At 57.3% G+C, this 13,226-nt stretch carries 11 protein-coding genes and 1 pseudogene; 8 read left to right on the forward strand and 4 right to left on the reverse strand.

The window, feature by feature from the left end; all coding sequences use genetic code 11:
• The first annotated feature begins 798 nt into the window (after nucleotides 1-798).
• Entirely contained in the window at nucleotides 799-2,463 is a 1,665-nt protein-coding gene (locus GGC65_RS04165; RefSeq protein ID WP_192646006.1) for a recombinase family protein, read from the forward strand.
• A gap of 187 nt (nucleotides 2,464-2,650) precedes the next feature.
• On the opposite strand, the gene GGC65_RS04170 is transcribed toward GGC65_RS04165, so the two are convergent.
• Nucleotides 2,651-3,289 carry a choice-of-anchor C family PEP-CTERM protein gene (locus tag GGC65_RS04170; RefSeq protein ID WP_192646007.1) on the reverse strand — a complete coding sequence of 213 codons (639 nt, stop codon included), beginning with the start codon at nucleotides 3,287-3,289 and terminating at the stop codon, nucleotides 2,651-2,653.
• Between the two features lie 395 nt (nucleotides 3,290-3,684).
• On the opposite strand from GGC65_RS04170, the gene GGC65_RS04175 reads away from it, so the two are divergent.
• Nucleotides 3,685-4,323 (forward strand): helix-turn-helix domain-containing protein, encoded by a 639-nt coding sequence (locus GGC65_RS04175; protein WP_192646008.1) that lies wholly within the window; start codon nucleotides 3,685-3,687, stop codon nucleotides 4,321-4,323.
• Between the two features lie 401 nt (nucleotides 4,324-4,724).
• On the opposite strand, the gene GGC65_RS04180 is transcribed toward GGC65_RS04175, so the two are convergent.
• Entirely contained in the window at nucleotides 4,725-5,747 is a 1,023-nt protein-coding gene (locus tag GGC65_RS04180; RefSeq protein WP_192646009.1) for an acyltransferase family protein, read from the reverse strand.
• Nucleotides 5,748-5,992: 245 nt separating this feature from the next.
• Here GGC65_RS04180 and GGC65_RS04185 point away from each other — a divergent pair, with 245 nt between their 5' ends.
• Nucleotides 5,993-7,123: an acyltransferase family protein gene (locus GGC65_RS04185; protein WP_192646010.1), complete on the forward strand. Its 1,131-nt coding sequence runs from the start codon at nucleotides 5,993-5,995 to the stop codon at nucleotides 7,121-7,123.
• A 174-nt stretch (nucleotides 7,124-7,297) separates the two neighbouring features.
• On the opposite strand, the gene GGC65_RS04190 is transcribed toward GGC65_RS04185, so the two are convergent.
• A complete protein-coding gene (locus GGC65_RS04190; protein WP_192646011.1) occupies nucleotides 7,298-7,981 on the reverse strand; it encodes a helix-turn-helix domain-containing protein in 684 nt (227 codons plus the stop codon).
• A 469-nt stretch (nucleotides 7,982-8,450) separates the two neighbouring features.
• Between GGC65_RS04190 and GGC65_RS04195 the strand changes: the two genes are divergently transcribed.
• The 3 genes and pseudogenes from GGC65_RS04195 to GGC65_RS23255 all read left to right on the forward strand — a co-directional run.
• Nucleotides 8,451-9,125 carry a PEPxxWA-CTERM sorting domain-containing protein gene (locus GGC65_RS04195; RefSeq protein WP_225940670.1) on the forward strand — a complete coding sequence of 225 codons (675 nt, stop codon included), beginning with the start codon at nucleotides 8,451-8,453 and terminating at the stop codon, nucleotides 9,123-9,125.
• Between the two features lie 212 nt (nucleotides 9,126-9,337).
• On the forward strand, nucleotides 9,338-9,787 hold the full coding sequence (locus GGC65_RS04200) for a L,D-transpeptidase family protein (RefSeq protein ID WP_225940671.1): 450 nt from the start codon (nucleotides 9,338-9,340) through the stop codon (nucleotides 9,785-9,787).
• 128 nt (nucleotides 9,788-9,915) lie between these two features.
• Nucleotides 9,916-10,338 (forward strand): annotated as a pseudogene (locus GGC65_RS23255) (CAP domain-containing protein); the annotation flags it as partial.
• 89 nt (nucleotides 10,339-10,427) lie between these two features.
• On the opposite strand, the gene GGC65_RS04205 reads toward GGC65_RS23255, so the two are convergent.
• On the reverse strand, nucleotides 10,428-11,438 hold the full coding sequence (locus GGC65_RS04205; RefSeq protein ID WP_192646012.1) for a cell wall hydrolase: 1,011 nt from the start codon (nucleotides 11,436-11,438) through the stop codon (nucleotides 10,428-10,430).
• 174 nt (nucleotides 11,439-11,612) lie between these two features.
• Between GGC65_RS04205 and xrtV the strand changes: the two genes are divergently transcribed.
• Together xrtV and epsI are read left to right on the forward strand one after the other, a co-directional pair.
• Nucleotides 11,613-12,527: an exosortase V gene (gene xrtV / locus GGC65_RS04210; protein WP_192646013.1), complete on the forward strand. Its 915-nt coding sequence runs from the start codon at nucleotides 11,613-11,615 to the stop codon at nucleotides 12,525-12,527.
• The gene (epsI, locus tag GGC65_RS04215; RefSeq protein WP_192646014.1) at nucleotides 12,520-13,224 is read left to right on the forward strand and encodes an exosortase-associated protein EpsI, V-type; all 705 of its coding nucleotides are present in this window, start codon (nucleotides 12,520-12,522) and stop codon (nucleotides 13,222-13,224) included. The genes xrtV and epsI overlap by 8 nt, the downstream gene beginning before the upstream one ends.
• Nucleotides 13,225-13,226 lie beyond the last annotated feature (2 nt).

Consider the following 13,226-nt stretch of genomic DNA (forward strand, 5'->3'; position numbering starts at 1 on the left):
TCCCCACCGCCAATCTTCCGCCGCCGAAGCGGGTCCATGCGGAAAATCAGGCCAAGCCAACCTTCCGACACAAGCGGAAGGTGGCGCGCCCGGCGACTACGAAATTTATATTATCAATAGGTTACCGGCCGTCAGTAAACGAGGGTATGTCACGGTATCGATACAGGAAACTGATACGGGGGTAACATCGACGCCGCTATCGTCGCCGGGAATCCGGAAGGCGCCTGGGCGCTTGCCGCCGTCGCTCCATCCCTGCGACACCGGTCGCGCGGGCGAACGGCGGCGCATATCGACCGCGAGACGGCCGCCGGATCGCGAGGCAGATATTGGAGAGTTTGGGAAGATGTCGGCACGGTGCCGGACTCTAGCGTTGGTGCCCCTGGCCGGAATCTATATCTAAGCCTATGATTTTGATATATTTTTTCTTTATCCATTTTGGACATAATGATGGCCCAAAGGGTGGCCTGCAACGATTTTTTGGGGGGGGTTCGAGTCTTCTTCTCTCAAGAATGCTCGTCAAATCTTATGACTTACCGTCGGCAGAATCACAAGTGGGCCAACGACACCGAGCCGTGATAGCTAGTCCACCATTATAGAACTGAGCCACGCGCGCCCTCCCCCCGGAGCTGCCAATCAACGCCTCGGCAAGTCCTTTTAGAGCGGTGAACGATAAGGGCGAGCTCGCATCTTCCCCGGCAGCGCTCGTAAGCGGAGTGCCCAACTGTCTGAGGAGCTGTCATCGATTTGTCAGAAAAGATCGGTCACACCAGCTAACCGCGTTTATGGTTTGGAGACGGTGTGTCGCAAGAACGTTCTCATCAAGGTCGACTGGCAGAGGCGATCCCTGCCGCGCAATACATCCGGATGTCAACGGAGCATCAGCGCTATTCGCCTGATAGTCAGCGCGCGGCAATCGCTACCTTCGCAGACGCTCGCGGATTTGAAATCGTTGAAACGTACGTCGACGCGGGACGAAGTGGACTAACGCTCGCAGGACGACCGGCGCTCAAACAACTTTTTGCCGACGTCCTTTCCGGCGAAGCTAATTTTCGCGCCATTTTGGTTCTCGACGTCAGCCGATGGGGCAGATTTCAAGACACTGACCAGTCTGCGCACTACGAATATATGTGCCGTGCTGCTGGTGTCCAAGTCCACTATTGCACTGAGCCGTTCGACAATGATGGCGACGCTCTATCGTCTATGATGAAGCACATGAAGCGCGTTATGGCAGCCGAGTTTAGTCGAGAGCTGTCCGTCAAAATCTCGCGGGCGCAACGACATCAAGCAAGCCTGGGTTTCAAGCAAGGCGGCGATCCGCCCTTGGGAATGCGCCGTCAGGTGATCGACGAGGGGGGCAGACCACGAATGGTACTGCACCGCGGCCAGCGAAAGGCCCTGATCACTGATAAAGTGGTTTGGATCCGCGGCCCATCCCGTGAAATTGCGCTGGTCCGGCGCATTTTCCATCTGTTCGTGACAGAAGAATTGCGTTTGGGTCAAATCGAATCCTGGCTCAACGACCGGCGCTATAAACAAGCCAATGGCAGGGCTTGGACCACGAGCGCGGTCCGGCGCACACTAACCCAGCATCTTTATTCCGGCCGATACGTCTTCGGGAAACGTCGAAATAATCTGGGACGCCCAGCGTTCACCTCGCCCGTCAACTGGGTAACGGCACATGTGATGACGCAAATCGTGCCCACCGAACTTTTTCAGGCGGCTCAGGAGCGTCTCGCAGCCATCACGCGCAGAGTGTACTCGGGGAATGAAATTAAGGAGGGACTGGCACGGCTACTGAGAGAGGAAGGCCATTTATCCGGCCGTTTGATTAAGAGGTGTAGCTACCTGCCGTCTCCCGAGGCGATCGACACGAGATATGGAAGCCTCGCGGCGGCGTTTCGCTCGGTTGGATATGAGATGCCCTCAAGGATCAAAAAGAATCCCGCCGGCCAGCCCTACTCCGATGACGACCTCCTCAATGATCTCCGTCGAATTCATCGGGAAAAGGGATATCTTAGCGGTCACGCGATACAAGCTGATGCTGAGGCTCCGAACAGAAAATACTTTGTCAGAAGATTCGGCTCGCTCGCGAAGGCGTTCGAGCTAGCTGGATTCAAAATGACATCAGCCGAGCGGCGGAGAGCGGCAGCGGCATTTCGCGAAGAGCACGGCGTTCCATGCAAACAGCCCAAGATTTCAATCCGCCGAAACTGCGACGGCTCGCCGCTATCAGATGCGGACCTTATCGCTCATTTGAAACGTCTCTTAGCCGAGCATGGATATCTTTCCGTCCAACTGATTGATGCAGCACCCGAAATACCCGCGAAAAATCTCTACCGCAGGAGGTTCGGCGGGCTCCGTGCCGCCTATGCCCAAGCCGGTTACTTTGGCACTCACAGCGAAATTTTGCGCGCGGCGCGATCCCGTCTTAGCGTGCGGCTCCCTTGCCTCACGCCCGCGTAGATTGGTGACTGAAGCCCGCTGCGCGAGTTGGTTCTAAGGTCGAGCCGCTGCATCACCTGTTAGCGGGTCTCGCAGAGAGATCCGTCCACTGCGATTGGTAGTCGATCAAAAGAATGCGACAGCTTCGAACAAAAGAAATGCCGCCGATCTACGACCGGCGGCATTCTCTGCCAAAATTTAAGAGTTGTCAGGCGAAACGGACGCCGGTTGTGACCGGCGAACGACGGCGCATTCCAAACCCAACAGCCGCGAATCCAATCAGCATCAGAGCCCAAGTCGCGGGTTCCGGGACAGCGCTAACGGAAACATTATCTAAAGCGGCGCCGTATGCACCCGCGTTCTGCGAGGCGAAAGACAGGGTGGTCGAAGTCCCAGTCGCCAAAAAATTGTACGTATATTTCGACCAACCCATGTTAACCTTGCTCGTACCCGTGGAATCGAAGCTGAACAGGCCATCGGTTGCCCCAGTAGCACTAACCAGGACATTTTTCGTGATGGGAGCACCTTCGGGATTTCCAGCCAGCCAGAATGTCACATTATATTGGATACCGGCGAGTGTATCGAACGTCTGCTGGATGCCGCCTTGCGCATTCCCGTTGAGGTCAACGCTTCGCGACCCGTCTTGGGCGTTCCAATAGCTGCCAATGTAGTCGACGCTGTTACCGGTTACGGACCATCCGTTGATCGATGAATTATTTCCACCGGCAACGGTGGCGAAGGAACCTGCGGGCGCGCCGGCTTCAAAGCTCCCGTTCACGAATTCAGCGGCGGCGGCGCCGGAAGGAAGCAGCGCAACGGCGGCAATGGCAGCGAGAAGACCACGCATAATTATTTCCCCTATTTCGCGTCACCCGAACCTTGCCCCGATGATCGATCAGACCAAAGCGATCCAATGTTACGGCTCGTTACATTATGTTAGAATTGACACAAGGAACTAAAGGACCGCCGCGCTGACAAATGCCCCACAATGGGACACATCATCGACCCACTAAACGAATGCAGCGGAGGCCCGAGGCTTTCGCGGGCGTTCGAACTTCTGCTATTGTGGACGCAAGAGGCGCAGCGGTGGTGCCTGGAACGCCGGGCACGGTAACATTTACGCAGCCCCTCTCGCGTTTTTCAAAGCGTGGGCATCGTAAACGAGAGCGTCTCGCTTGGTTTGGAGTTAACTGTCTAACGGGTCGAGATCGCCGGGCCCGTCGCACTTTGGATTGGGGCATCATGACTGCCATCGCTTATATGGAGAAAGTTCCTGGCGGGTCCTGCGAGACCCGGATGCGCTTTCCAGTTGGAAGAGCAAAACCTGGCGAGACGGAAATCACGGTACATAATATTTCCGAATGGAGCCTGGTCTTGGAGGGAGATGTGCCGCTCGAGTTAGGGCTTCCGATTGACGTCAAACTTCCACACAGCGGGGCGGTGCGGGCCCATGTCGCGTGGGTGAGCGGTCGCCTGGCGGGGCTGGATTTCGCGGTCCCGATATCCCGCATTTCGCTGGGGGCAGCACGCCTTCAGGGCGCTGTTGCACTTGCACCCGAAATCGCTGGCACAGCGCGCTACAAGGAGAGTTTCGGGTTGCGCGTCCAGCGCCTTCGCTTGGCGAAATCCATGTCGCAGAGAGATCTCGCGAGAAAGATGGCGGTAAGTGATGCTGCCGTATGCGGTTGGGAACTGAACCGGACGCGGCCTAAACCCCCACGCATGCAAGAGTTGGCAACGATCCTCGATGTTAGTCTGGCCGAGTTGCTTGGTCAGCATGGAGCCAATAGCCTGCAAGCACAGATTGCAAGCGCCCGGGAAGCCATCGCGACCACTGCGCGCATAAGTGAAAATCGCGTCAGAATTCAGATCGATCACTGATCGTCAATCTCGGCGTTTAAACGAGTTCAACAATCAACATACTCTCGGACACGGATCTTAAAAAAATTTAAAGAGGCAGGACAACTATACGATGTATCCGTTCGCAATCAGCCTCATAGCCGGACTTTCATTTGTACTGGTCTACAGAAAAGCGAGACACGAGACCATTATGCCGCAGCATGACAACGAAAACATTGCTTTGTCTTGGTTGAAAATAATCATTGTTGCCTCGGTGCCTGTCATAATTGTCTGGACTATATGGCTGGCGCTAAAGCCTTTTCCCGATTGATCTCGACCTTGTACAGCCTCTCGAAGTTTGATTGCAGACATACTTCTCCGACCTAGGCCGAGCAAAGGCGTTGTTACCAACCGTCGCGGCTTGGCGAAACAACATCGCCACCTCAAATCGGACGATTAATTGCGATAGTGTCGGTTCGATCCTTAGTTGTCAGCCGCCGCGCGAGCCTATTCCAGTATTTTTCGTAACGAAACGTCGAAACATGTGCACAGAATAGCGTGACAGCAATAAGCAATGGTCGCTTTAAATATTTGACGAGGACGTCCCCCGCGCCGAGCCATGTATTCGCGAATATCCCATGAAACACGTAGAGCGCGTAAGAGGTCTGGGCGGTATAAATAACTGCGCGCGATCGGCAAATTTCCAAGAGCCAAGGTCGCGCATCGTATAGCGATGCCCCTATCATCAGGGCTGAAATATAGGGCCTCAGAAACGGGAGAATGCCCGTACGCAAGTCGGCGCTGGCGAACAGGAGCGGCAACAGGAGAAATGGGTTGAAGCCAGCGACCAATTTTCGGGCGCGGTCGCCTAGCCAACCCTCGTAAACAAGCGCGAGCGTCGCCCCCGCAAGTATCTCATCGGCGCGAAACCAGGTCACGATCGACATAGGTTCGTACCAATATATGCGCGCGCAGGTGATTGCGACGCACGCAAGCGGTATGGTGAACAAAGCTCGCGTCCCGCCGATGGCAACGAGCAGAGCAATCGACAGGTAAAACTGCACCTCTAGACAGAGGCTCCAAAAATGGCTGCCTGGACCAACCAGAAAGAACGGGGGCAAATTAGCGTAAAATAGGAGATTTCCAGCGACTGTTGCTAGGCTAGCATCGCGTGCGACGGCAAACGCAAGAAGCATCCCGAGCCAACCCAGCGGAACGATGCGCAGGAGCCTGCGCACAAGAAACCGCTGTATATTGCCGTCCTCGATCAGGAAACGTGTTATCAGGAAGCCTGATAATGTAAAAAATATCACCATACCGGTCGCTGCCGTCGGAGCGTTTAACGCCCATCCACTCGGGCCGACCGGGAGAAGGTGTCCGACCAGCACGAGGGTGATGCTTAGCGCTCTCCATCCGTCGAGCAGGGGCAAGTGTTTTAAAGGTGCAACAATGTTGGTCGATTGCATCTAAATGACGCTAAGCCGTTTTGGAGGCATGTCCAGCGCCTTAAGCGCCTTGCCGGCGTGTGCCGCCCCTCGCAATTCGCCTGGCGTGGCGCGCATCCCTTCCAACATAACAAGAAGGCCTCGACCGAGAGAAGGTGGGGGCGCCCGGAGACGCCCCATCACAGCAGACATTGAGACATTCACCGCGACCGCAGCCCACAAAGGCGGGAGTTGCGCCGTTTCGACGCTGATGATAGCCGAGACCGATGAATAAGGGGGAGTCCGTCGGCCGTGATGCCGTAATCGACGGCTGGCGCGGTATCAGCGTGCTGATGGTGATCCTCGGCCATCTTTTTGCTTATCGTGCCAACAAACTATATCCGCTCGAAGCGCTCGATGCCACCGGTCTGCCGATTGGTTCGAAGATCTTGGCTATTGCCGGCTCGCTGGGCACCCTCGGGGTCTGTTTCTTTTTCATGATCAGCGGCTATTTGATTACGACCCTGCTCCGCTCCGAAGAGAGCAAGCGCGGATGTGTAAGCTTAAAGGCGTTCTACGTGCGGCGGATATTTCGGATCATGCCTGCATTTTACGCCTATGTCTTAGTCGTCTACTTGCTCGGCCGCGCTGGCGTGATCCTGATCGATGACAGCGCTGTGCTCCGAAGTTCGCTCTATGTGTGCAATTTTGCGGGCTTCGCCTGCTCGTGGTGGCTGGCACACTCATGGAGCCTGGCCGTGGAAGAACAATTCTATCTGGTCTGGCCCATAATCTTTGCATACGCCGCAGTCGCACGCCGGCGTGCGGCTATCGCGTTGATCGCGGGCCTGGTCCTCGGCTCGCTGTTCGTGCCCACTCTCGGCAGCTTCGTTTACATCATGGTCGGCGTGCTAATGGCATTGTTCGTTGGACTGCGGGAGCGACTGACGGAAATCAACGGTAGGTGGTTGTGGGTTTCCCTTGTAGTGCTGGTCATGCTGCCCGCGGCACCTCAGCCGGTCGCGATGATCGTTACGCCAATCAAGCCCGTTTTAGCTGCCGTGCTCATGTTCGGGACGCTCTTCGCGCATCATGCTGGCGCGCTACGCAACATCCTTTGCAGCAATTGGCTGACAAAAATTGGGCTTGTTTCCTATAGTCTCTATCTTTGGCAGCAGATGTCACTCGCTCCGTTTGAATGGGGAGGACGCTTAACAGGCGCCAAGGCTCTGTACGACTATGGGAACGCTGCGCTTGGACTAGCTTTCATCCCGGCGGCAATCGCATCTTATTTCCTGATCGAAAAACCTATGGTGAAACTGGGTCATCGCCTGTCTCGCCGGGTCATGGACCATCATACTCGGCCATCTGAAACGGCGCCAACGCGATCCAGCGATGACGGGCGCATTCGCCTCTAGCGATACCTTCGATATAATAGCGCTAGGTAAGTCCGTGCGTCATAATGTATCGACGCCGGCAGTGGCTCGCTCAATCGGCCCAGATTCGGAACACAAAAAAGCTGCTCCTCACGAAATTTTCCAATAGAGGTTCAAGCTAGGCGAACTGCAGCCGAACGCATGCGATCCGCGCCGTCAATCGATCTCGATGAATATCCGGATCTTTCCAGGGCTGGCCCCTGTCGCTCGCGCGATCTTCTCTCGACCTTGGCTTATCAGCACCTCAGCGGGATCTGCAGCAAGATCCACGAGTAGCTGCGCTACTGGGACCTCTAACAGTGCTGCGAGAGCTGTCAGGCGATCGTTCTTCGGCCTTGCCCGCCCAGATTCCCATCCCGAAATCGAGGGCCCACTTACACCCAACTCGGCCCCTACCCGCGCTTGACTCAGACCTTTAGCGATACGCAGCCGCTTCAGGTTTGCGCCGAAACGCACGTCGGAAGAATGCAGGGCGGTGGCACCCGGGCTGGCCAAAGCTGGTTCGATGACATTCTCCACCACCTCGCTCCGCAACTGAGCTGCACTAAGAGCAGCGGACGAGATCGGCGCCGCGAACTGGCAGCCAAACATATTGTCGCTCGCCCACACGATCATCGTCGAAACAGATCCGGCATGCGGGAGCTCGATTTCGATCTGATCGTCAACTGCCAGCGGTGAATCGCACTCGATCAGCATTCCGCTTCGGGAGATATTATGAATCAGCACGTGGATGTCCGCGCCTGCGGAGTGAGCGCCTGCCGCACTCAGATGAAGCTTCCGCCGTACAGTTCGCCGTCTGCGGCCCGCCGCTGGCGCATCCAAATATGCCGAAATAACCATGTACGCTTAGTCGGACCTTACGGTTAAAAAAACCTTACCGCATACCGCCGCGGCGATCGTTTTGCGCGTTGCTTTGCCGGATGTCGATAGTCGCGACTCGGACCAGCGCGCAGCACCTTTGCTAACGTCGATCCAGCTCGCCCGAGAAAATCAAATCAGCGACATATAACATATCATAACACAGGCAGGCGATCTGAGTGGGCCGACGGTTCGACGGCATCCCCATTTACGCGAGGTCATTAAGCGCGGCAGAGTTTCCGCCACTGATTTCAAACTGCTCGCTGCCGGCGTTATCCGCAGATAACCTGCGAAATCAGCACTCCACATCGTCGCCGTTTTGCCCATGATGCTGATCACCGGGCAACCACCATTTTGCAGCTCGTTCGTTCTGTATCCAATCGGGACTCATTAAGCGTCAGTTCGAAACAAAAATCTTCACTCGTTGTTATATATCGGGTAATCAGCTGACATGGCGGAGATAAAGACCTTTCTGGGATCGCGGCTGCGTGTGGGGGCAATGGCGATCGCGTTGCTCCTCCTTGCGATCATGTCGATGACAATACCCGCGTTTAGCGGCGACGGCGGGAAGCTGCTCGCCCAGACGACGGATGTTTTGGAGCGCTTTGTCGGCCGCTCACCCGGGGAGCGAGATGAAACCGACCTGCTGAAAGGAAAAAAAAATAGGGACGAGCCGCTCGCGGATCGGCTCTTTGGCCGCCGCATCAACGGCGGGGGCGATCCCGAGCAACGCGCGCTTGGCAAAATTTTCGATACGCCGCCCGAGGACTCGATCAAGGAGCTGGTGGACGGCCCGCCTGGACCACTCGCGCTTGGCGAACCAGTGGGCTCTGGCATTCCGGCGCTTGGAGATGTCGGCGGCGGATCATCCTCTGGCTTTCCCGGTGGCATCAGCACGGTCGTTCCTTCCGGACCGGCGGCAACCCCCGGCGGGCCCAATCCGGGGAACCCCACACCTGGCGGACCGACGGATCCCGGCGTGACGCCACCAGTGGCGGCAGTTCCCGAGCCCGGAACATGGGCCCTGATGTTGATCGGGTTTGGTTTGTGTGGTGCCGTTCTCCGGCGGCGGAGGAGGTCCCTCCCCCCAGGATCGTCGAGCAACCCACAATGCGAACCAGCCTGATCGTCGCGCTTCTAATCGTCCCCGCTGCAATCCTAGGTGCGTTCATAGGCAGCGATATTCTGGTTAACCCGCCGGCCGCTCGCTCCCCGATCGCAATCGAGGGATCGCCACCTTTTCCTTCAGCGTCGCGCAAAGCTGGGAGGGAGTCGCTCTCGTCCGTAGAGCTGGAGACGGCCGTACGAGGCGGTCTGCTTCCGCAAGGAACGAAGTCGTTGCTGACGACTGTCGGCCCCATGCGACATGGTGATTTCAAATGGGATGAAACTGGAGTTCCCTCGGGCAAGGTGACCATCTGGGTTGATCTGCGGACCCAATTGATGTCCGTATTTCGCGGCGGCCATGAGATCGGCACGGCAGTCGTGGTTTATGGCGCCGATAGCATGGCATCCCCTACCGGACGCTTCGCCATCCTCACGAAAAGCCGCGACTATCATTCGCGTGCCTATGATGCGCCGATGCCCTACTCTATGTTCATAACCCACACCGGGGTCGCCCTGCATGGAAGCCCGATGTCCAGGCGCCGCGCCACGCACGGCTGCGTCGGGCTGCCGATCGAATTCGCCCGCCTTCTTTTTGCCGCCGCGGCAGTTGGCGACGAGGTACGGATCGTTCGGTCCACGGCCGATGTGCCGCCAGCGCAGGAGGCCGCGGCGACATCCTAACGCGTCGTTAACCATGTTGCGCCACCCGGTTTTAGAGCCTCCGAAGTTACCAATCCCCAGCATCTTGGGGAAACGGTATGCCACGGCTCAACAATATGGCGGGGAAACTCGCTTTCCTTGCTGTAGCGATGACGCTGTCGACTGGCGCCCAGCCCAGGCTGGGAGGGCTCAACGATCGTCTTCTCGACAGTCACAATCGCGAGCGAGCCAGCGCAGGTGTTCCAGCGCTTCGCTGGAACTCAGACCTAGCGCAGCGAGCGCAAGCTTGGGCGGATCACCTTTCAGAGACGGGAACGTTCGAACACTCGCCGAACCTTCCCGGTCGCCCGCTTGAGGGCGAAAACATCTGGGGTGGTACGCCGGGAGCTTTTCGGCCGGAAGCTATGGTCGATCGCTGGATCTCCGAGAAGAAAGATTTTATTCCGGGCGTGTTTCCAGCGAATAGCCAGACTGGACGGCCACAGGACGTTTCTCATTACACCCAACTGATCTGGGCCCGCTCGGGCGAAATAGGGTGCGGCCTCAGCGATAAGGGGGACGAGGAGATCCTTGTCTGTCGGTACAGCGAGCCGGGAAATATAAGGGGCCGCGACCCGTTTGGGCAGGACTGGCAGAAGGTCCTCGCCAAGGCGCAATCCGATCAGTCCAGCCTTAGACTACCTTTGACAGCGTCTGCGGTCGGCTTTGCCGGCGTTGCGTCGGCCTTGATCGAAGGCAAGATATCACCCGCGGGAAGCGCTGCTTTGTCGCCATCGGCCAGTGCGCCAGCCGCTTCGTCCGCGATGATGCGCGATTTGGACGACGGCGCCCCTGTAAGGGGTTCAGGCGCCGCGACGCTCATCTCAAAATCGCTGATGCCAACCGCCTGCGGTTGGTCGTCCAGCAACTGTTCCTGGCTTACAGATTGATTGAACGCGGCACGCCGCCCCCATCCGCCTGTCCACCGATAAAAAATATGGTGATCAACCTGCGCGATTTTTGCGAGTGATGGGGCCCAGTAGGGGACGACGTAATCCGCGTGGTAATGGGTAGCCATCCCTACGCTACGTTCGACATATCCAGACAGCGCTGCGAGGGCAACGCGCCTCGCGGCGTCCCACCCGGAGCGCGACGGCTTTCGCGCCAGGCTTCCGTCACAGGTGAACGTGAATTGGCAACCCGTTCGCCGCTCGGAGCCTTGATAAACAACGCCGCAAATGCTGCTTGGAAATGCAGGATGGCGCGCCCGGTTCAAAATCACCTGAGCGACACCGCGCTTTCCGGTCTCGGACTCTTGTGCCGCTTCGTAGTAGATTGCTGCCGTCAGGCAGTCCATCGCCGAACGGCGACCGGCGAAGGCGGAGGCCGTAAGGGGTACCACGAGCGGCGGCGCGACCTCGACGGGCGCCGTCGAGAAAGGCAGCGCTGCATTTTCGGCAAGCGCATCGTCAGGCGTAAGCGGCATATATTCTTGAGTGGGCACCGCGGGCGGCTTTTCCCTGGCAGCCTCAACGCGCTTACGAATGTCTGCAGAAGACACTGCGCGCTGATTGGATCCGGCGGAAAGCGCCCACCAGGATGCAGCTGCAAGTCCGACCGCCGCGGCGAAAGCGGCCAGAGCGCGCAAAGCCTGGCGGCGGCCCCGCCGCTTTTTCCCTTCTGCATGGTCCATATGTACCGGGGCTATCCCAAACTCTCAAAAAACGCCGCTATGCCAAACCGCGCCCAGTCACTCAACAGGCCTCCAATTTTGTCCCGCCCTGACACGGTCTATAGCATGAGCAAGATTGGCATGGGGACCAGTTTCGTATATCCGGTCTTCAACTCTTCTATCATCGAGTAATTAATGGCCACTGCCGCCGATTCCAAAATCACGTCAGGCCTTCCGGGTCCCGCGTCGCGCGTGATTCCGCTCGGATCGATCATACTGGCGCTTGGCGCCGCCCTGTTCTGCATTCCAACGATGATGTTTGTGGTACGCCATTCCTGGACGGGTGAAGAAGGTGCCCACGGGCCGATCGTTCTCGTTACCGGACTTTGGTTGCTTTACCGCCAATGGAAGGACACGGAGGGGCTTGCAAATGCTGCGCCATCCCGACCTGTGTGGGGCCTCCTCGCCATCCTCATTCCGCTTCAAATTTTTGCGCGAATTACCCAGATCGTCGAGATCGAAGGCTATCTGATGTATTTCACCTTATTGGTGGTGCTCTACAGCCTCGTTGGTCTTGAGGTGATGAAGCGCCTCTGGTTTCCGCTATTTTATCTCGCCTTCATATTTCCGCCGCCAGATACGTTGGTAGCGATTGTGACGGTCCCGATGAAGATGTGGCTTTCAGAGGCTGCGATCTGGTTCCTAAGCTTGCTTGGCTATCCGATCGGCGGCGAAGGCGTGAGAATTTATATCGGTCAATATGAATTGCTCGTCGCGGCGGCCTGTTCCGGTATCAACTCGATTATTTCGCTTTCGGCCATATCACTTTTCTACATATACATGCGTCATCAAGCGCGCTGGCAATATGCCTTGCTCCTTGTCCTGTTCATTATCCCCGTCGCCTTGGTCGCAAATTTCTTTCGCGTCCTGATCCTGATCCTGCTCACCTACCACGCCGGCGAGGCCGCCGCCCAAGGCTTCCTGCACAATTTTGCCGGAATCTTGATGTTCGGGATCGCTCTGATCTCCATCTTCGCGCTCGACCTTTTGCTGAAACCCATCTGGGACCGTTATGTCGGCGAGTCAGAAAAGGCGCCGGCAAATGGCTGAAGGTCATCGACCAAGCGCATCTGAACTGTCGCGGCGTAACATGCTCTTGGGCGCGGTTCTTGCCGGCGCCTCGGGATTTGCATTTATGCGCCAGCCGGCGATCGCCCATCCGGTGGTCCCCGAGAAGGATTTTGAGAGCTGGGTTCCACCAAAGTTTGGGGACTGGAAGACGGTCTCACAAAGCGGCGTCGTGCTTCCGCCGCCCGATACACTGCGTGACCGCCTATACGATAACCTCGTAACCCGCGTGTATGAGGCGCCAAACCTTCCTCCTGTCATGTTGCTTCTGGCTTATAACAATGCTCAGGACGGAGTTCTTCAGGTCCACCGCCCCGAGGTTTGCTATCCTGTCGGGGGCTTTGAACTCAGCACCACGCGGGAGATAGCTTTCAAGGCGAGCGGTCAAACCGTTCCCGCCAATATGTTCACCGCAACCGCTCCAGGTCGCGTCGAGCAGGTCGCCTATTTTACCCGGCTTGGTACGGCTTATCCGCGCAGATGGATCGAGCAACGGGCCGCGGTCATGCGCGCGAACCTGGCGGGCGAAATTCCCGATGGCATGATGATGCGGGTCTCCGCCTTGGGTATCGACCAGGCAGAGGCTCAGCCGCTGTTGGCTGGTTTCGCGAGCAAATTTATCGAAAGTTCGAACTTACGGATGCAGCGTTTGCTGTTGGGACCAGATTCAAGAGGATAAGG

The organism is Sphingopyxis sp. OAS728, assembly GCF_014873485.1.
Taxonomy (GTDB): domain Bacteria; phylum Pseudomonadota; class Alphaproteobacteria; order Sphingomonadales; family Sphingomonadaceae; genus Sphingopyxis.

Excerpts from the sequence above, each read along its gene's own strand:
- GGC65_RS04190 (WP_192646011.1), bottom strand. The coding sequence starts at position 7,981 with ATGGTTATTTCGGCATATTTGGATGCGCCAGCGGCGGGCCGCAGACGG.
- GGC65_RS04185 (WP_192646010.1), top strand. The coding sequence starts at position 5,993 with ATGAATAAGGGGGAGTCCGTCGGCCGTGATGCCGTAATCGACGGCTGG.
- GGC65_RS04195 (WP_225940670.1), top strand. The coding sequence starts at position 8,451 with ATGGCGGAGATAAAGACCTTTCTGGGATCGCGGCTGCGTGTGGGGGCA.
- epsI (WP_192646014.1), top strand. The coding sequence starts at position 12,520 with ATGGCTGAAGGTCATCGACCAAGCGCATCTGAACTGTCGCGGCGTAAC.
- GGC65_RS04180 (WP_192646009.1), bottom strand. The coding sequence starts at position 5,747 with ATGCAATCGACCAACATTGTTGCACCTTTAAAACACTTGCCCCTGCTC.
- GGC65_RS04205 (WP_192646012.1), bottom strand. The coding sequence starts at position 11,438 with ATGGACCATGCAGAAGGGAAAAAGCGGCGGGGCCGCCGCCAGGCTTTG.
- GGC65_RS04175 (WP_192646008.1), top strand. The coding sequence starts at position 3,685 with ATGACTGCCATCGCTTATATGGAGAAAGTTCCTGGCGGGTCCTGCGAG.
- xrtV (WP_192646013.1), top strand. The coding sequence starts at position 11,613 with ATGGCCACTGCCGCCGATTCCAAAATCACGTCAGGCCTTCCGGGTCCC.
- GGC65_RS04170 (WP_192646007.1), bottom strand. The coding sequence starts at position 3,289 with ATGCGTGGTCTTCTCGCTGCCATTGCCGCCGTTGCGCTGCTTCCTTCC.